The organism is Ketobacter sp. GenoA1 (assembly GCF_003671475.1).
Classification (GTDB): Bacteria; Pseudomonadota; Gammaproteobacteria; order Pseudomonadales; family Ketobacteraceae; genus Ketobacter.
Genome location: NZ_RCHM01000042.1, coordinates 801,904 through 823,828 on the forward strand (window position 1 = coordinate 801,904; position 21,925 = coordinate 823,828).

Here is a 21,925-nt window from a genome sequence, read left to right on the forward strand (position 1 = left end):
AAAACTGATTAAATATAAGGCAGGCCATTGGGTCTGCCTTAGCTGGTTTATTAACTACTAAAATAAAGAACTGGTACATAAATACAGTGTGTTTCAGGTTGATTTTTAATCAGCAGTGCAGGATCACTGAAATACCAATAAAAATGGGCTAATCATTTAATGACAGACAAGAAGTTACTGAGCCGCCTGGCCAGCCTGACTCCGGAGCAACGGGAAGCGTTGCTGAAGCAACTGAAAAAGAAAAAATCAGAAGGAGCAGAACCCAGGAAGGACACTATTACGCCGTTTGAGCGCAGGGGAAATGATCGCGTTGCCATGTCCTATGCGCAGCAGCGGCTATGGTTTATCGATCAATTGCAGTCCGGAAGTGCCAGTTACAACATTTCTGCGGCGTTGCGCTTGAAAGGTGCTTTGGATGTTGAAGCTCTGCGTATGAGCTTTGACGATATTGTGCGCCGCCATGAGGTATTGCGAACCACTTTTGTCTCGGAAGAAGGTCAGGGGCGTCAGGTCATCAACGAGCATCAGCGTTGGGAATTGCCGACCATCAGTTTGGAGCCTTTGTCGACAGAGGAGCAGGAAGAGGTCATTAAAGCCCGGTTCAAGGGGGATGCCCATACCTCATTTGATCTGATCAACGGGCCTCTGTTGCGTACGCGATTGATCCGTCTCAGCAGTACCGAGCACGTTATCATCGTCTCCATGCATCATATTATTTCCGATGGCTGGTCGATGGGGGTTTTCATCCGGGAAATGGCGCTGCTGTACGATGCCTATCGTCAGGATAAAGCCTCGCCTTTACAGGAACTCGACATACAGTATGCCGATTACTCATTATGGCAACGGGAATGGCTTGCCGGTGAGCGACTGGACCGGCAGCTCAGTTACTGGAAAACCCGTCTGGATGGTGTTCCGGTACTGGAATTACCGACGGATTTTCCCCGCCCTCCGGTTCACAGCTACGACGGTCACAACCAACCGTTTCAACTCAGCCGCGAATTGACCGCAGCCCTCAATGACCTTGCGCGGCAGCAGGGTGTAACGTTGTTTATGGTGTTGCTGGCAGGCCTGCAGGTCTTGTTGCATCGCTACAGTGGACAGGATGATATCTGTGTGGGTACACCCATCGCAGGTCGTATTCGTCCGGAAGTTGAAAAACTCATCGGGTGTTTTGTCAACACGCTGGCTATCCGCAGTGATCTTAAAAATAATCCGAGCTTTCTTTCACTGTTGAAGCAGGTGCAGCAAAATCTGACCGGCGCATACGATCACCAGGATATTCCATTTGAACGCCTGGTGGATGAGCTGGGTGTAGCCCGTGAGATGAGCCACACGCCACTGTTCCAGGTGATGTTCGTGCTGCAGAATGCCACCAATACCGGTTCGTTTTCATTGCCAGGGTTAGAGATAGAGTTATTGCCGGAGGAGTCTGAAACCTCCAAATTTGATATCACCATTAACATGCGCGAAGAAAACGGGCAGTTGAAAGGTGATTTTGAATATCGCACGGATCTGTTTTTGGGCCAAACCATCGGGCGCATGCTTGGCCACTTCAGCCGGATTCTGGCCCAGTTGGCGGAGAACCCTGAACAAGGGGTGGATGATGTGGATTATCTGCCAGCCAACGAAAAACAACAGTTACTGCAGCAATGGCACTGCACCGTCACATCCTATGAGCGTGATTCTGATGTGCTGGATGTTTTCCAGCAGGTGTGTGAAGAACATGCCCAGAGGGTGGCAGTGGTATCCGGCGAAATCAGTTTGACGTATGCGCAACTGAATAACATGAGCGGACACGTCGCCCATGCGTTGCAGGAAAAAGGCATTCGGCCGGGAGATCGGGTAGGGCTGTGTGCTGACCGTAGTGCGGAAACCATTGCTGCCATACTGGGTATCATGAAAGCCGGCGCTGCCTACGTGCCACTGGACCCGGCTTATCCGGAGGACCGGCTGCGCTACATGTTGGAGGATACCCGCGCTCCTTTGGTGGTGGCGCATGGTCATTTATTTCCGAAGTTGCCATTGGAAGAAAGCAGGATCCTGCTGTTGGACGGCTTTCAGGCGTTGACCGGTCCGGTAGCGGATCTCGGCCTGCGGGTGGGGCCGTTAGCACCGGTTTATGTGATGTATACATCGGGCTCTACCGGCAAGCCGAAAGGCATTGAGGTGGTGCACCGTAATGTGGTCCGCTTGGTGCGAAACACGGATTTTATGGCAATGGACGAGTCGTTGTCGTTTCTGCAGTATGCGCCGATCTCATTTGATGCAGCCACCCTCGAGATCTGGGCGCCGCTACTCAATGGCGGCAGAATTGTGGTCGCACCCAGTGGCCAGTTAACGCCTGATGAAATCGGCGAGGTTATTGAGAAAGGCGGGGTCAATGCGGCCTGGTTCACTGCCGCGCTGTTCCACTTCATAGCTGAGTATCACTTGGCGGTGTTAAAACCACTCAAGCAATTGCTGGCTGGTGGTGATGTGTTGGCACCCAAGCTGGTACGGAAAGTGTTGGAGGAGATTCCCGGTCTGGCGCTGATCAACGGCTATGGTCCCACTGAGAACACTACGTTCACCTGTTGTTTCAGAATGCAGTCAGTGGCGGATGTGCGTCATTCCGTACCCATTGGCCGGCCCATCGCAAATACGTCCGTATACGTGTTGGATAAACGTATGCAGCCGGTCCCAATCGGTGTGCCCGGTGAACTTTACACAGGTGGCGATGGCGTTGCCAATGGCTATCTGAATCGTGACGAACTGACCGCTGACGTTTTCGTCAGTGATCCTTTCTCCAAGCGCAGTGGGGCGCGTTTATACAAGACCGGCGATCTGGTGCGTTACTACGCTGATGGCAATATCGAATATCTTGGCCGTGTGGATCAACAGGTCAAGATTCGCGGCTTCCGTATCGAGCTGAGTGAAATCGAAGAGGCCATGGGTAAAATCAATACCATTCGCGAAGCGACGGTTATTGCAAGGGAAGACAACCCCGGCGTCAAGCGTTTGGTTGCCTATTTGGTGCCAGTGCAGAACGCCAACCCAACGACAACGGAACTCCGCTCTGAACTCAAGCAGATTCTGCCGGAGTATATGATTCCTTCTGCCTTCGTCACCATGGAGAGTCTGCCTGTTACCGCAAACGGTAAACTGGATCGGCGTGCACTGCCCAAGCCGGAGCTGGATCCGGATTCCGCCTTGAAGCGGGTTCCACCCCGAACAGAGAAAGAAATGATTCTGGTGGATATCTGGAAACAGGTATTGAATCTTGATGAGCTGGGGATTCGCGATAATTTCTTTGAAATGGGTGGTGACTCCATTCTCAGCATCCAGATTATCAGCCGCGCCAAAGTGGCCGGCCTGCATATCACCACGAAGCAGATATTCGAAAATCAGACCGTGGAAGAGCTGGCGGCGGTGGCCAGTGAGGTTGAGTCTCCGGTACTGGCGGAGCAGGGCTTGGTCGAAGGTGAGTTCCCGCTGTCACCGATTCAACATTGGTTTTTTGATCACCGCTTTGTTAACGAACATCACTGGAACCAATCAGTACTTCTGGATATCAGGCCCGAGAAAACGTTCTCCATCGATGAGCTGAGAAGCGCATTGCATGCACTGGTGTTGCAGCATGATGCGTTGCGCCTGAGGTTCGAACGCAGCGAGCATGGTGTGCGTCAGAGCTTTGCCCCGGCAGACGGGGTGGACACTCATCTGGCCCTGACTGAATATGATCTCAGCTCTGTTGCCGTGAGCGATGAAGAGCAGCGAATTACTGAACACTGTAACCAGATTCAGGCTTCCCTGGACCTGATACACGGGCCCTTGTTGGCTGCGGGATTGTTCACCTTGTCCGGTAATCGACGCAGACTTTTACTGGTGCTGCATCATCTGGTAGTGGATGGTGTGTCCTGGCGCATCCTGATTGAGGATTTTAATACCGCTTTGGAGAGTGCCCAGAAACAACAGGAGCCCAAGCTCGGCTATAAGACCACGTCCTATCGTCAATGGACCGAGGCATTGATTGAAGGCGTTCAGTTGGGGCACCTTAACAATGAAATCGATTACTGGGAAACAGTGATTGAAAAGGAAAAGCCCACCTTACCCATTGATTATCCGGGGGGCAGTGCCACCGTAGCGGAAAGTGTTACCTACTCCATTGGTTTGTCGGAACAGCTTACCCAATCGTTGCTGCGGGATGTACACCAGGCTTATCGCACTGAGATAAACGACGTTCTCCTTACCGCACTGGCCCGCTCTATTTCGGACTGGAGTGGGAACCTTGAGATTTATCTTGATCTGGAAGGGCACGGTCGGGAGTCGTTTTCCGAGAAGATTGATTTGAGCCGTACCGTGGGGTGGTTTACCTCGGTTTACCCGGTACGCTTGAAGTATGAAAATGGCCAATCGGTTCAGGATAATCTCAAATCCATCAAAGAGCAGTTGCGCCATATCCCGGGTAAGGGGTTCGGCTACAGCGCTTTGCGCTATCTGGCCAATGAAAAGCAGAACCGACTGTTACAGCAAGCACCTACTGCGGATATTGTTTTTAATTATCTTGGACAGTTCAGTTCCATCTTGGACAATAATCCCTGGTTTACCGTGGCAGAGCAAAGTCGTGGCCATGAGCATAGTCTCGAAAGCATGGCTCCCCATCCGCTCAGTATTAATAGCCACATAGTGGGCGACAAACTCCAAGTAGACTGGATCTACAGTCGTTCCATGTTTAAACCCGAGACCATCGAAAAAATTGCTGATAATTACATGGCGGCACTGGAGCAGATCGTACTGCATTGTGTGCAGCCTGATGTGTACGGTTATACCCCTTCTGATTTTCCTCTGTCAGGTTTGAACCAGGCACAGATTGACCGTTTGATTGGTGCGCAACGCAATATTGAATCGGTTTACCCCCTTTCTCCCATGCAGGAAGGCATGCTGTTCCATAGCCTGTTCGACAACGATGATGGCGTGTATTTCGAACAGCTCAGCGTAGAGGTGCTCGGTGGGGTTAATCGCGATACCTTAAAAAGTGCCTGGTGTGGTGTAGTGAACCGGCACCCGGCCTTACGCAGTGCTTTTGTATGGCAGGACATCGATCGGCCTTTGCAAATCGTCTATCAGGCCATTGATATGGAAATTGTTGAGCTTGACTGGCGTCATATGGGCGATGCTCAGGTGCAGGAACGCATGGAAACCTGGCTGGAGAAAGATCGGCAACGGGGCTTTGATTTTGAACGTCCCGGGCTGATGCGTCTGGCCTGGGTGGATCTGCCCGGTAACCGCTCACGCCTGATCTGGAGCTTTCACCACATTGTACTGGATGGCTGGTCTTTGCCTCTGGTGATGGGTGAGGTGTTCCAGACCTACGGGCTGCTGATGAAAGGGGAGGATGCGCGTTTACCCCAGGCCGGGTCCTATGAGGATTTTATCTCCTACCTGGAAACGGTGGACAAAGGCGATGCGCTGCAGTTTTGGAAGCTGTACCTGGCTGAGTTTGAAGCAGCAACCCCCTTGCCCAATAAACGTAACCTCAATACCGGTGGCGAGAAAACCTTTCTTGAAAACGAGCTGTTGTTGGATACGGCCTTTACCGGCCGTCTGCAGCAGTTTGCCAGAGATCAGCATGTGACATTGAACACTCTGTTGCAGGCGGCTTGGGGTGTGTTACTGGCGCGCTACAGTGGTGATCGTGATGTGGTGTTCGGCACCACGGTATCCGGCAGGCCTGCCGATTTGGCCAATGTAGAGAATATTGTGGGGTTGTTTATTAATACCCTGCCACTCAGGATCCATTTGGATAGCACCAGTACTATTTTGCCTTTGATTAAATCCATGCAGGACCAGCAGGTGGACCTGCGTCGGTTTGAATTTACCCCACTGGTTGATATTCACCGGGTATCGGATGTGCCCGGTGATCAAAGCCTGTTTGACAGTATTCTTGTATTCGAGAACTATCCTGTGGGGGAAGCGGTACACAGTGCTGATGAGTTGATTGATTTCGGACATATCACCACCATCGAGCACACCAACTTTCCCATGACTGTGATAGTGGAGCCCAGTGACCGACTGCGGGTGAAACTGTCTTATGATGCGTCATTGTTTGATTCCGCCACTATACAGCGGGTGCTCGATCACCTTAAGACACTATTGCACGGTATTCTGTCGCAGCCTGATGTGCCTCTCTTGCGTCTTCCCATGCTGAGTGAAGTGGAAAGGGCACAGGTGCTCCATGAGTGGAATCCCCCTGCGGCCAACTACCCCCGCAATTTATGTTTGCACCAGATCTTTGAGCGTCATGTCAAAGCGCACCCGGACCGTGTTGCCCTGATAGCCGGCACATCTGAGCTGAGCTATCGCCAACTTAACACCCGCGCCAATCGCTTGGCCCGCTATTTGTTGGATCAGGGTGTGACTGACGGCAGCTATGTCGGTATCGCTCTGGAAAGATCGGTGGATATGATTGTCAGTATCCTGGCTACGCTGAAGGCCGGTGGCGCCTATGTACCCCTGGACTCGGATTATCCTGTGGAACGGGTGGAATACATGCTGCAGGATACAAAGGCACCCGTGGTTATTTCTGATTCCCATTTGGCAGACAAGCTGACTACTATCCTCGGTGGGGGAGCACTGCAGACCAAGTTGGTGCTGCTTGATCAGGAAGCCACGCAGATTGAGTTGAAAAACGGCGAGAATTTGCTGCTGGGATTTTCTACAGATCCCGCCCGTCATGCGTATGTGATCTACACGTCGGGCTCCACCGGTCGGCCGAAAGGGGTACTGGTTAAACAGATCAGCGTGATACGGCTGGTGTTGGACAGCAATTTCTTCACGTTGGATGCCACCGATCGCGTATGTCACGTGTCCAATGTGTCGTTCGATGCTGCAATCTTCGATGTGTGGGCACCACTGTTGAATGGTGCGGCCATGGTGTTGTTCACCAAGGATCAGATTCTGAATCCCGACGCATTCCTGCGGGAGATGACCCGTACCGGGGCCAATACCTCGTTTATCACCACTGCGTTATTCAATATGTATATGGCCACGGAACAACGGATTATTTCCCGCTTTAAATATCTGATTGTCGGCGGTGAACCGCTGGATCCCAGTGTCATTCGATCTGCGATAAAGCAGTGTAAACCCAAGCACCTGTTAAACGGCTATGGCCCAACCGAAAACACTACGTTCTCTACTTTTAAGGACATAACCTTTATACCGGAAAATGCAACCAATGTTCCGGTGGGCCGGCCCATCAGTGGATCCACTGCCTATGTTCTGGATGAATTTTTGCAACCGGTTCCTGTGGGTGTCAAAGGTGAACTCTACGTGGGTGGCGACGGGGTTGCCGTGGGTTACCTTAACGACCCGGAACGCACGTCGGCATCCTTCCTGCCTGATCCGTTTTCTTCAAAATCCTCGGCCCATTTGTATCGTACGGGAGACATCGCCAGGTATAACGATGAGGGCGATATCGAGATCCTGGGGCGGGCTGATGATCAGGTTAAAGTGCGTGGATTCCGTATAGAGCTTAGTGAAGTTGAAGCCAATCTGAGCCGCATTGATGTGGTTCAGGATGTGGTAGTGATGGTGAAGCTGGACGCCGACAACCAAAAGCGTTTGGTTGCCTATGTGAAACTTGATGGCACCGGCGACGCACAGTCACTGCGGCAGATGGCTTTGGAATATCTGCCCAAGCATATGGTGCCGGCATCCTTTACTGTCCTCGAGCAGTTTCCATTAACCGCCAACGGTAAAGTGGATAAACGGGCACTTCCGGAGCCGGTGTTTGAAAAAGCCGGTGAATATGAGTACGTGGCTCCCAGAACAGATAAGGAAAAGGCGCTGGCCCAAATTTGGGAACAGGTTCTAAAAGCCGATACAGTGGGCGTCCATGATAATTTCTTTGAATTGGGCGGCGATTCGATTCTGAGTATTCAAATTATCAGTCGGGCCAAACGTGCAGGGATACACATTACCGCCAAGCAGATATTCGATTATCAGACCATCGCCGAGTTGAGCGAAGTAGCACGGGAGCTGCAGGATGTTGTGCTGGCGGAACAGGGGCTGGTTTCCGGTGAAATTCCTCTGACCCCGATCCAGCATTGGTATTTTCTGAATCAGAAAACGGATCTGCATCAATTTAACCAGTCGCTGCTGCTGCAGGTGGATAAGCGGGTGCAGGTGGAGCATCTGGAATCATGCCTTGAAGCTGTTCTCTATCAACATGACATGCTGCGGGCGCGATTCGTTGTTCAGGATTCACAGTGGGCTCAGCACTATAGCCACGTTGAGCAGCTTGAAACGTTGTTGGCAGAATCTTTTGAAGTTGTCAATTTGTCCGGGTTGCCGGGTAATTTACGTGCCGAGCAAATAGAGCACATCACCAATCAGGCGCAGTCGTCGTTGAACCTGAAGAACGGGCCGTTGGCACGTTTTATATACTTTGATTTGGGTGATTCAGAACCGGCTCGCCTCGCCATCATTGTCCACCATCTGGTGATCGATGTGTTTTCGTGGCGAATACTTCTGGAAGATCTGCAATCCGCCATTGCACTTGCTGTTCGCGGCGCCAAGATAGATTTAGGCGCCAAGACCACTTCGTTCAGGCAGTGGTCCGAGGCCCTGGCCCAGTGGGCACAATCCAGTGAGCTGGCAGATGATTATGCCTATTGGGACGCAGTCAGCGCCGGAGCAGACCATACCTTGCCTCAGGATTTTGTGGGAGCCAACAATGTCGGTTCAGTTGAAATGGTCGAGCGGGAGTTGTCGGAATCATTCACCGAACGATTGTTGAAGCAGTGCGGAAGGGCCTATCGGACGGAAATCAATGACTTGTTGTTGGCAGCGTTGTACCAGGCCCTGACCCAGTGGAGCGGACGCTCATCCTTGTCGGTTGATCTGGAAGGGCATGGTCGCGAGTTCATCAGCGAACAGCTTGATATTTCCAGAACGGTGGGTTGGTTTACCAGTATTTATCCCGTGCGCCTGAGTGGTCCCGGTGAATCTGTAGCTGAGACGGATATCGGCGCTGTTGTAAAATCTGTAAAGCAGGCTTTGCGTGATGTTCCCCATAAAGGAATCACCTATGGGTTGTATCGTTATCTCCGCTCTGGCAGCAGTGATACACAGCCGGCCTCTTTTTCTTCTTCTGCCATCAGCTTTAATTATCTTGGTCAGTTGGATCAGGTGGTGGAGCAGGGTGGGTTCCTAACTCAGGCCAGTGAAAAGACAGGTGATGAGATCTCGGCAAACGGTGAACGGCATTATCTGTTTGAAGTCAGCGCGCGTGTTCAGAATGGGCGCCTGGCGTTGGCCTGGCGTTATAGCAAGAACTGCCATGGGGCGGATACGGTTGCCCGCTTAGCCGACCAATATATGGAGCAGTTGCATGCCATTGTTGAGCATTGCAGCAGTGGTCATTTTGGCTATACCCCTTCTGATTTTCCTTTGGCAAACCTCTCGCAATCTGAGGTGGATCAGTTGGCTGACAGGCCGGGGATTGAGACCATCATGCCGCTTTCTCCGGTGCAGGAAGGGATGCTGTTTCACGCGCTCTATGAACCCGGGTCCTGGGTTTATTTCGACCAGATTATGGTGCCCATTAGCGGTCCGGTTAACGAAGAGGCCATGTTTGATGCCTGGCGAAAGGTCGTCTCACGGCATCAGATTCTGCGTACCGGCTTCGTTTGGGAAGGTCTTGCCAAACCGCTGCAGGTGGTTCTGGACAGTGTTGAACTTGATGTTCAGCGTTATGACTGGTCGGGGCTGGACTCGACTGTGGCACAGGCCAAATTTGAACGTCTGTTGTGTGATGACCGAAATCTTGGCTTTAATTTCAAGCGTCACGGCGTGATGCGCCTCAGCTGGGTGACGCTGCCGGACCATCAACATCAGTTGGTATGGAGTTTTCATCATATTCTGCTGGATGGATGGTCAATGCCGGTGGTATTTGGTGAGCTGTTTGCCACCTACGAATCAATTGTTGACGGTTCCGAGTTGGCACTGGCTTCGGCACCTCGCTATCAGGATTTTATCGGTTGGTTGCTCAAGCAGGATCAGCATGCAGCGTTCGAATTCTGGCGAAGTTATCTGGCGGGGTTCACGGCCACCACCCCTATACCGGTGCGTAATTCCGCTGCCATCGTTGATCTGAAGTCCCGAACCCAAGACAGCGCCGCGCGCTACCGCGAAATGGAAATCAGCATCAGTGGCAGTCTGTTAAAAGGATTGCAGGAGGTGGCCAAACGCTACCGTATTACCCTGAATCAAATATTGCAGGGTGTTTGGGCGCTGTTGTTGAATCGGTACAGTGGTGAGCAGGATGTTTTGTTCGGCACAACCGTATCGGGGCGGCCACCGGAGTTGCCCGGAATTGAGGTGATGGTTGGGTTGTTCATCAATACGCTGCCCATGCGCATGGAGATTAAACCGGGTGCTAATTTTATCGACTGGTTGCAGGAACAACAGACGCGCCAGTCCGAAGTTAAAAACTATGAATACAGCTCTCTGGTGGAAGTACATAAGGCCAGTGAGTTGAGTTCCAAGCAGGCCTTGTTCGAATCCATTTTGGTATTTGAAAATTACCCTATCGACGAAACACTGGAAGAAACACAGGCATCTCTCAGTATCGGAAACGTTGATGCGTTCCAGCAAACGAACTTTCCTCTCACGCTGATTGTAATTCCCGGTAAAGAGTTGGTGTTGCGCTTTTCCTTTGACAGTTTCCTGTTTGAACAAGACACCATCCACCGCATGTTAACCCATATCGAACATATGCTGTTGACAGTGCAGGGCGCTCCAGGTATTCGGCTTGCGGATATTCCGTTGCTGAGTATGCGCGAGGAACAACAACTTGTTCACAGCTGGAACGACACCGATCGGTTGTTTGCATCGGACTCCACCCTGGTGGAGTTGTTTGAGCAGCAGGTGGAAAAACGGCCCAACACCATTGCCTGGGAGTATGGCTTTCAGAAGATAACCTATGAACAGCTTAACCAGAAGGTTAATAAACTGGCGCGGTTGTTGATCGATAAAGGGGTCAGGGCCGGGCAGGATGTCGCCATCAGCTTTAATCGTTCTCTGGCCATGGTAGAGGCCATGTTGGCGGTGCTGAAAGCCGGAGCGGCCTATGTTCCAATAGACCCGGACTACCCCCAGGAACGCATTGAGCACATTGTAGAGGACACCAGCACCCCACTGCTGATTACCTTCGAAGATAATCTGGAGCGCATGCGCAGTATGACTGCTCAGGTGTCAACGACTGTATTGTCACTGGATGCGTTACTGGAACAAAGTGCCAATCTGTCTGATGATAACCCTGCTGTACGCCTGTCGCAAGGCAGTCGTTCCCGTGCGTATGTTATCTATACCTCGGGTTCCACCGGTAAGCCGAAAGGCGTGTGCGTACCCCAGGTGGCGGTGTCCCGATTGGTGTTGAATACGGATTACGTTGAGCTGACACCCGGACTCCGTATGGGGCATGCATCCAACGTGTCCTTCGATGCGGCCACCTTTGAGCTGTGGGGTGCCTTGCTGAATGGCGGCACCATTGTTTGTTTCGATCGTGAAACCACATTGGATGCCGGGCGATTCGCTGCGGCCATCGCTCAGGAACGCATTAACATTCTCTTTATTACCACTGCGCTGTTTAACGCGCTGACCAAAGAGCAACTGAGTGTGTTTTCCGGGTTGGACTATTGCCTGTTTGGTGGAGAAGCCTGCGACCCTAATCAGGTCAAGTCAGTGATCGATTCCGGAGTGGGACCAAAGCATTTATTGCATGTTTATGGCCCCACTGAAAACACGACGTTCTCTACCTGGTATGAGGTGAAGAATGTGCTGCCCGGCTCCACCACCATACCCATCGGACGCCCCCTGGCCAACAGCTCGCTGTACGTATTGGATGATGCCCTCAAACCCGTACCCATTGGTGTCAACGGCGAGATCTATGTGGGAGGCATGGGATTGGCGGACGGTTATCTTAATCGTGATGATCTGACCGCGTCCGCGTTTATCGAGCACCCGTTTAAACCCGGTGAGCGCCTGTATAAAACCGGTGACCTGGGGCGTCTGTTGGCTGATGGCGCATTGGAGATCTCAGGCCGTGTTGATGATCAGGTTAAGATTCGGGGTTACCGCATTGAGTTGGGTGAAATTGAGACTGCACTCAATCTTCTGGATTCCGTGCGCGAATCCACAGTGGTGGTACGGGCGCTGGCTAATGGTTCAAAGCAGCTGGTGGCGTATTGTGAAAAACAGCCGACGATGGAGCCACGATCCGTTGCCGAGCTGAAAGCCAAGTTAAAACAAAGCTTGCCCGACTATATGGTGCCCAGTGCCATCGTTATGTTGGACGCACTGCCACTGAACCCCAACGGTAAAGTGGATCGCCGCGCCTTGCCTGAGCCAACGCCAGAAGACTTCGTCGCCAACGAGTTTGTTGCGGCCCGCAACGAGACGGAAGCCGTGCTGGTGCAGATCTGGCAGGAGGTATTGGAACTGGATAAGGTTGGTGTATTCGATGATTTCTTCGATCTGGGCGGCCATTCATTGCTGATCAACAAAGTAGCCACAAGATTAAAACAAAAAACAGGTATTGAGTTGCCTTTGCGCACTCTGTTTGAAGTACCTACCGTAGCGGCTCTGGCTGAGATCATTCAGAGCCTGACCATTGCGCCGGCGGAGGTAACGGAGTTGAACGAAGACGACTATGAGGAAGGTTCTCTATGACAGTTTATGAGTTGATGGCCAAGATGGGGGCCGTGGGAATCAAGCTTTGGGTAGAAGAGGGCCAGTTAAAATTCAAGGCACCCAAAGGCGCACTGACGCCGGAGTTAAAGCAGAATCTCATTGACAATAAGCAGGCAGTCATCGATTTTCTCAGTGAAACCAAAGTGGTGGAATCCGGTGGTGGCGCCACTTTACCCAAGGTTGATCGGCAAGGTTTTATTCCGTTATCTCATGCCCAGCAGCGGCTCTGGTTTATTGAACAGCTGACGCCGGGCAGCAGTACTTTTCATATTCCGGCCGCCCTGTATCTTAGCGGTATCCTCGATGTGGAGGCGTTGCAGCGTGCCTTCCTGAAACTGATCCAACGACACGAAGCATTGCGTACGGTATTTTTGCTACAGGGCGAAGAGCCTGCTCAGGTTGTGCGTGACATTGATCATTTCCCAATACCATTCGAATCGCTTATGGATCTGCCCGAGCAGGATCGGATGCAGGCGGTTAAATCGAAGGTGGAACAGGAGGTACGCACCTCCTTTGATCTCAGTGTGGGGCCATTGATACGGGCCCGCCTGTATAAGTTGGATGATAACAAGCATGGCTTGATAGTTACCATGCACCATATTGTGACCGATGGTTGGTCCATGGGGGTTTTCGTTCGTGAAATATCCGCTTTGTATGCAGCGGAGAGGATGGGCGCGCAAGCTCCGTTGCCGGAGCTGGAGATTCAATACGCGGATTTTGCCGCCTGGCAGCGTGACTGGTTGCAAGGAGATGAACTGGACCGGCAATTAAGCTATTGGCGCAAAGCATTGCACGCTGCGCCGGCGCAATTGGCGTTACCATTTGATCGGCCCCGACCAGCGTTACAAACCCTCAATGGTGCAACTCGAACAATTACAATTGATGAACAGCTTACTGCGCGCTTGCGGGCAGTTGCACGGGAGTTTGATACCACGTTGTACGTGGTATTCATGGCAGCCTATAAGCTGGTTTTGTCAAAGTGGGCCCAGCAGCAAGACTTATGCGTAGGTATGCCGGTAGCAGGCCGGACCCGTGCGGAAGTAGAAGGGTTGATCGGGTTTTTTGTCAATACACTGGTGATCCGCACCGATCTGAAAGGCAATCCCAGTTTTCGACAATTGGTGGCCCAAGTAAAAGACAAAGTGCTGGGCGCGCAAAGCCATCAGGATGTGCCGTTTGAGGCGATTGTCGAAGAGCTGAATACCCCACGCAACCTAAGCTTCTCTCCGTTGTATCAGGTGGCGTTATCGTTGACCAGTGGTGATGGCACGGCCAGGAAAGCGGTATTGGGCGGCCTCGAGATCGAACCCATGCCCATCGAGCTGGTGGCAGCGCGGTTGGATCTGACCATGATGCTGGCGGACCACGGCGATTGTGTGGACGGCATGCTGGAGTACAATACGGACTTATTCAATGAACGCACCATCACCCGCTTCATTGATCATTTTTGCCGAGCGCTGACCCTCCTGTGTGAAAACCTGGATCAGAATATCGACGCCGTACAGCTTTATCAGGAGCAGGATCTGCTGCAGCTGTTGGCTCCGGAGGGCAGCTTTGATGCAGCCCTGCCGCTTACTCCCATGCAGCGTGATTTTTGCCTGGACAGCCTGCGGGAACCGGACAGCAACCGTAACGCGATCGGCTACCATGTGAATTTGCCACAGGTGGAAGCGCGGCAGGTCAAGGCAGCGTTGCAGCAGGTAGCGGATGCCAATCCACTGTTACGATCCCGTATCGTCACCTGTGACGTGCCCGGTGCGGATCCGCTGTATCAGTTGATCTGTGTTCACCGTGAAATTGAGTTGCTGGAGCACGACTGGTCTGATATTGCTGTGGATGAACCGCAATTCATGGAGCGGGTCAGTGCTCTGGCGCTGCCGGCCTGGAATATCGAAGCCCAACCGCTGGTACGCTATCATCTGGTGAGGTGGTCTGAAGCGCGTCATTGCCTTATCGTTGCGGCCCACCATTCGGTGTTCGACGGCATCAGCAAACTGCGCCATTTTCAGCAGTTTGTGGCTGCCTATAACGGTGAGCCAGTTGCCAGTACGCCGCTGGAGGAAGTGAGGAGCTGGATTCTAAACAGAATGGCAGTGTCCGACCGGAACGCTACCTTGGCCTATTGGCGTGACCAGCTCAAGCAACATGAATCCGTTGCGGTGAAACGGCAACAACCCGGTGAAGCCGTCAGTCAGAATTGGACCATTGGCGCTGAACACTATGAGCAACTGGTGAATTTCTGTCAGCGACACGGGGTATCCCAGGCAAACTATCTGCGCACATTGTACACGGTGGCTCTACAGCAGTGTTTTTATCATTCAGAGGAGTTTGTGCTGGTCGATGCGGGGGCAGGCCGTAGCGATGCCAATTCGCAGTGGATCGGTTGTTTGTTTCAGTTCACACCTCATGTCCAACATGCAATTACCGCGGGCACGTTTGATGAGTTGTTAATTCAGAACCGTCAATGGAAAAAAAGTGTTGGCGACGCGCAGTTTCTCTCCATGTTGAGCCGATCCGAGCTATTGTCGGCAGACGCACTGGAGTTTCAGTTTAATTATCGGCTGCCGGAGATATCCCGTCCATTGACGCTGCAGGGAAATGAGGTGGTTCTGCAACCGATGCAGCCGGATAATCCGGGTACGGTCAAGCTTTTGGTAACACCATCGGATGCTTCCGTGCAGATTCGGTTAAGTTATCGGGAGAACGAGTTCGCCGGGTTTCAGTTGCTGGAGCGAATGGCCCGAGTGCACGAACAGATTCTTAATACCACCACTGAGCTTAACCAGCACGATTGGTTGTTCTCAGAGGAACGTGATGAGTTGCTGGCCATCGCCCGGGGCGGCTCCAGACCGGTTGGCCCCACTTTGCTACAACGGTTTTCTGAACAGGTTGCCCGTAGCCCCGGCTCTGCGGCGGTAATCTGGGATGATCAAGTTCTGACATATGAACAACTGGATGCCTTAAGCAATCAGGTTGCCAACTGGCTTGTGGCCAACAAGATCACAGATCAAAGTCGTGTTGCCGTGTGTGTCAGTCGAAATCTGACGCTAGTGCCACTGTATCTGGGCGTCATTAAATCCGGTGCGGCTTATGTGCCCCTGGATTCTCATTATCCGGCAGAAAGATTGGCGTTTATCCTGCAGGATTCTGCCGCCGATGCACTTATCAGCGAGTCCTGTGTTTTAGATCGCTTTACTGCTGGTGAAGCCAGCATACCGGAGTCTACCGCGCTATTGATTGTGGACAATCTGGAGGCGGCATTGGCTGAAGTGCCTGCCGATGGTCCGGCGGCAGCCGTGAATCTGGATTCCCTGTTGTACTATGTTTATACCTCTGGTTCCACCGGTCAGCCTAAAGGCGCCGGTGTTTACCAGCGGGGAGAGGCCAATCTGCTGGATTGGTATCAGGACCTGTTGCAGTGCGATCACAACGATCGCTTTTTACTGATGTCTGCCATTGGCTTCGATCTGACTCAGAAGAATCTGTTCGCACCGCTGTGCAGTGGTGGTGCTTTGGTTATTCCCACTGCCGCGGAATATGATCCGGATTCACTGGTCGCCGATATCGAAAAACACAATGTCACCGTTGTGAATTGCGCGCCTTCAGCGTTCTACCCACTGCTGGAATCGGCGCATCGCATTCGCAGTTTGCGTCATGTGGTGTTGGGTGGTGAACCCATTCGCCTGGATATAATGGGCCGCTGGTTAGCCGAGCGCGGTACTAATGCAACCCTGACCAACAGTTACGGCCCCACCGAATGCAGCGATGTGGTCTCGTCTTACAGTGTGCAGTCAATACCACCTGCCACTGAATCACTGCCCATTGGCGTGCCCACTCCCAACACCGCACTGTATATTGTCAATAAGCAGGGTAATCTCATGCCACGAGGGGCGGCTGGAGAACTGCGGGTAGCGGGAGAAGGGGTAGGAGCCGGGTATTGGCAGCGCCCGGAACTGAATGCTGAATCCTTTCGGCCGTGTCCGTTCAGCGAAGGTCGTTGGTACCGAACCGGGGACATTTGCCGCCTTGATGAAGACGGCCGCTACTGCTATATCGGTCGCGCGGATTTCCAGGTCAAGTTGCGTGGCCTAAGAATCGAATTGGGGGAAATCGACAGCAAACTGAAAATCCTGCCCGGTGTACAGGATGCTATTTCCCTGGTTCGTAACGATACCCTGGTCAGCTATGTGCTGACCGACACCGCTCTTGACGTCGACGCGGCCAAAGCCGAGTTGAGACGCTTGCTGCCTGAATTCATGGTGCCCGCCAGCATTGTGGGTGTTGCGGTTTGGCCACTGACTCCAAATGGCAAAGTGGACCGTAAGGCGTTGCCTGAACCCGATTTCAGTGGTGCCGCTGAAGTGGTTTCACCCCGCAATGAAAGTGAACAACAGATTGCCGATATCTGGTGCCAGGTGCTTAAACTGCCGCATATCAGTGTTAAGGCCAATTTCTTTGAAAGCGGCGGCCATTCCCTGTTGGCCACTCAAGTAGTATCCAGGATACGCAAAGCGTTTAATGTGGAGCTGTCTGTGCGGGCGCTGTTTGAGGCACCCACCATTGAAAAACTGGTGCGATACATCAGCACCGCTGCATCCACCAGTGTGGCGGATGCACCACCCTTGATTGCTTTGGATCCCCCCAATCGGGATACCTTGTCATTCGCACAATATCGACTGTGGTTTGTTGATCAGCTTAATCAGGGCAGCAGTGAATACAACCTGCCATCGGCACTTAAGATAAAAGGTGCGTTGGATATCGCGGTGCTGGATCGTGTGTTCGGCGAAATCGCCACCCGCCATGAGGTGCTGCGAACAAACTTTGGGGAATGCGATGGTGTGCCCCGGCTGTTGGTGCACGAGCCACAGCCATGGCGCTCGGAGTTGATCGACCTCTCACATCTGGACCCAACAGCACAGCAGCAACAGGTTACTCATTGGGTGGATGAGGATGCTGCCCGGATTTATTCCCTGCAGGACGATGCCCTGTTTACCACCCGTATTCTCAAGCTGGATGAAGATACTCATATCCTGCTGCTGAATATGCATCATATTGTTTCTGACGGTTGGTCGCTGGGCGTGTTGGTGCAGGAAATAGAGGCATTGTATCCCGCCTTTGCCGCCGGGCAGGGGTCGCCTCTGCCGCCGTTACCGATTCAGTATTCGGATTTCGCCGTCTGGCAGCGCAACTGGTTGCAGGGCGAGGTATTGGAATCCCTGCGTCGATATTGGCAGGATGCGCTGCGGGGTGCGCCTGATGTGCTGCGCTTGCCGACGGATAAACCCCGGCCCAAGCATCAGACGTTCAATGGGGCGCATTACCAAGTAACGCTGGGCGAGTCATTGTCGGCGCGCTTGGCACGGTTCTGTGAACAGAACGACTTTACCCCGTTTATGGTACTCATGGGGGCCTATCAGCTTATGCTCTCCCGCTACGCGGGGCAGCAAGACATCTGTGTGGGCATTCCCATTGCCGGACGTAATCGCGCGGAACTGGAAGGCCTGATCGGCTTCTTCATTAACGGCCTGGTGATCCGCACCCGTCTGGAAGACAACCCTTCCGTCATGGATTATCTGAATCAGGTGAAGGAAGTGTCCCTGGGCGCATATGCCCATCAGGATATGCCTGCAGACCTGTTGCTGGACGCGATTAAAATGGAGCGTACGGCCGATACTTCTCCCGGCGCCCAGGTAGGTTTCGCACTGCAGAATGTGGCCCAGGAGTCATTACAGGCAGAGATGGCCGGGCTCAGTATTGAAACGGTGCCGCGGGAACACAAAACGGCCAAGTATGAACTGTCCTTGATTCTGCAGGAAGGTGAAGCCGGCCTGGGTGGCGTGTTCGAATACAACACTGACCTGTTTGAAGAATCCACCATCGCCCGCATGACCCATCACTTCCTGCGGGTGCTTGATCGATTCATCGACCAACCCGCACAGATGGTGGATCAGGTGCAGATGGTTGCGGTTGAATCCCTTTATGATGCATTGGCCATCGACTCCGGCCGCTACGAACTGCGTACCTTGTCGCCCATGCAACGGGATATGGTTCTCGATACCCTGGTGCAACCGGACACACTGAAAAACAGTCTGGGCTATCATTTTATTACCGACGGTGAATTTGATGTTGATGCGTGGGTGGCGGCCAGCAAAAAGCTGGTGCAGGATCACCCGTTGCTGCGCGCCGGCATTGTGGTATCCGATCTGCCATACACCGATGTGGCTTATCTCTGCATTGATAAGAACGGCAGTGTGGAGCCGGTGATTGAAGACTGGACCGATCGACAGACCAGCGATGAAGCCGCCGCTCAGCAGGCCCAATCCCTTATCTGGCAGCCTTATGATATTGCCGGCGCATTGAGTCAGTATTTTATATTCAAGCTGGATCGCGGCCGTCACCTGGTTGTATTCAGAATGAATCATATCATTTTGGATGGCGCCGGGATGGCAGTTCACCTCAAGCATTCCATCGCCTACACGCAAGCCCTGCGCTCGGGCATGCCCTGTCAACCGGCACCGGATATCTTCGCTCAATATGTTGAGGATAACCGCCGCCGCACGGATTCAGCAGCGGTGGTGGCATTCTGGAAGCAACAGAGTTCGTCACTGGAAGCGTTGGACTTTGCCATTCCACCCAGCCAGAAAGCCCAGGCCAGGCGAGTTGAGCAGAGTATTCGTCTTACAGATCAGCATTGGGATCGATTGCAGGCGTTCTGCACGCAGCACAGGATAACCCCTTCATTGTATTTCAAGGCACTCTACGGATTGTTGATCAACGCCTACTGTCGCGGCGAAGATGACTTCTTTGTGTCTGAGGTGGTGGGTGGCCGGGTCGGTCAGCAGCAACGGGCTTTCGGTAATTACTTTCAAGTGATGCCGGTGGTGTATCCCAAGGAGCTGTTCCGTCGTGACGCCAAAGTGGGGGACCTCTTCAGCCACATCCGTCAGTATCGTAAATCCCTGCGGGCGAACGCCAATGTTTCCCTGCTGGCCCAAGGCAGGTTGCTGCCGCAAGGGCGGTTGAACTTTATGTTCAATTATTACAACTTTATCCCATCGATGACGTTGTTTGGGGACGCTATCAAACTGAAGGCCTATCCGCAGCTGCAGGATGGCCCGGTACAGTTTGTTGTGCATCAACAGGATGGCTGGCTGGAGTTGAATCTTATCTACATGGCGGATCTGTTCGCCGATCTGGCCTTTCTGCCGCGCCTGGAACAGTTGAGCCAGCAGATTCTTGACGGGGTCGGCAATATCGGCAAGCTTGAGCTTAGATTACCGCAAGAGCAGGTGCCGCCGCCAACCACCGCGGGGCAACCATTGGAGATGGCAACCGTGGTCCATGGCTTTCTGCGGCAGAAAGATCTCACTCCGCAGGCCATTGCCGTACGAAAGGGTCAGGAACAGTTGACCTACGCGCAACTGCATCAGCAGTCCGACGCCTTGGCGGCGATCTTGCGCCAGCGCGGCGTGGACCGGGGCGAGCGCGTGGGAATCTGTCTTGATCGTGGTGTGGATATGCTGGTAGCGGTGTTGGCGGTGCTGAAATGCGGCGCCGCCTATGTGCCGATGGATTCCAACTATCCCGCGCAACGGTTGGCGTACATTCTGGAGGATTCCGGCGCTCAGGTGTTGATCACACAGCGTTGCGTGCGCGAGCGGTTAGAGGATGTTTTGCAGGGTAATGCAGCGCAGGTGCTGGAGCTGGATGTTGATAGTGCGTGGCGCGATGCGGCGGCGGATACATCGACGACCTTACCACAACCGGAGGATGCCATTTACGTCATCTACACCTCCGGTTCCACAGGGCAGCCCAAAGGTGCTGAAGTCCGGCATTCCGGTGAGGTGAACCTGCAGTCCTGGTACATTAATGACCTGGGGCTAACCGCAGCAGACCGGTTTTTGTTAATGGGCGCTTTCGGTTTCGATTTGACCCAGAAAAATCTGTTTGCACCGCTGCTGGTGGGTGGCGCCCTGGTGATTCCTGACATGTCGGATTTTGACCTGGAAGTGATCGCACGCACCCTGGAGAGTGAAAACATCACCGTAGTGAATTGTGCCCCCAGTGCGTTTTACCCTTTGGTGGAAGACCCTTCAAAAGCGGGTTACCCGTTCCCCAGCTTGCGCTATCTCATTCTTGGCGGAGAGCCGATTCGGCAGGAGGCATTGCTACCCTGGTTGAAGGCAGGGGGCTGCAAGTTGGTGAACAGTTATGGCCCTACGGAATGTACCGATGTGGTGTCCTACCATGTATTCGATCCCGCTCGGGATTCTGCGGTGATTCCGATTGGCAAGGCCATTGGCAACACCCAGCTATACATTGTCGATAACGCCGACCATCTGCTTCCTCCCGGCATTGTGGGTGAGCTGTGCATAGGCGGAGCCGGGGTGGGCAACGGATACTTGAACAGGCCGGAGTTGAGCCAGTCTGTCTTCCAGCAGAATCCCTATTGCTCAGAGGGCCAATGGTATCGGACCGGTGATCTGGTGCGGGCACGCCCGGATGGCACCATTGAATACGTGGGGCGTAAGGATTTTCAGGTGAAGATTCGGGGCTTGCGCATTGAGCTGGGTGAAATCGAGGCTGCCCTGAATGGCTTGCCTGAGGTGCAGGATAGTCTGATCCTGGTGAAGAATGAGCAGTTGGTGGCCTATGTTATCGCGCCGGCTGGGCTTGCCACCGAATCCGTGAAGGCCCGGTTGCGCTCATCCCTGCCCGATTACATGGTGCCGGCTTCTGTGGTGACCCTGGAGCAATGGCCGCTGACCCCCAATGGTAAAGTGGACCGCAAGGCGTTGCCGGATCCCGATCACAGCGGCAGACCGCCCTATGTTGCACCCAGAAACGAAACGGAAGAAAAACTGGCACAGATCTGGAGTGAGGTGCTGGGAGTCAGTGACATTGGCATTCATGACAGCTTTTTTGACCTGGGTGGCCATTCATTGCTGGCGGCGCGGGCGGTATCGAAGTTTCGGCAGGCATTCGAAGTGGACATACAGTTGCGTTCGTTGTTCGAGCTCCACACCATTGCCGATATTGCCCAGTATCTTGACACCATGAAATGGGCAGCACAAACCGCAGAACAACAGGTGGGGTCCAGCGCGGAGGAAAGTGGTCGCGACGAAGGTTTTCTGTAAACGTTTGCTATAAAAGGCTTCTTTAAAAAGGCCTCCTAAGAAGTTTAGGGGGCTGT

At 53.1% G+C, this 21,925-nt stretch carries 2 protein-coding genes; both read left to right on the forward strand.

Translation table 11 applies throughout. From position 1 onward, the window contains the following. Positions 1 to 159: 159 nt before the first annotated feature. Positions 160 to 12,711 carry a non-ribosomal peptide synthetase gene (locus tag D9N13_RS17595; protein WP_290592716.1) on the forward strand — a complete coding sequence of 4,184 codons (12,552 nt, stop codon included), beginning with the start codon at positions 160 to 162 and terminating at the stop codon, positions 12,709 to 12,711. Further along, complete coding sequence (locus D9N13_RS17600) at positions 12,708 to 21,869, forward strand: non-ribosomal peptide synthetase (RefSeq protein WP_290592717.1); 9,162 nt, start codon at positions 12,708 to 12,710, stop codon at positions 21,867 to 21,869. Before D9N13_RS17595 ends, D9N13_RS17600 begins: the two co-directional genes overlap by 4 nt. The last annotated feature ends 56 nt before the right edge of the window (positions 21,870 to 21,925 follow it).

Excerpts from the sequence above, each read along its gene's own strand:
- D9N13_RS17600 (WP_290592717.1), top strand. The coding sequence starts at position 12,708 with ATGACAGTTTATGAGTTGATGGCCAAGATGGGGGCCGTGGGAATCAAG.
- D9N13_RS17595 (WP_290592716.1), top strand. The coding sequence starts at position 160 with ATGACAGACAAGAAGTTACTGAGCCGCCTGGCCAGCCTGACTCCGGAG.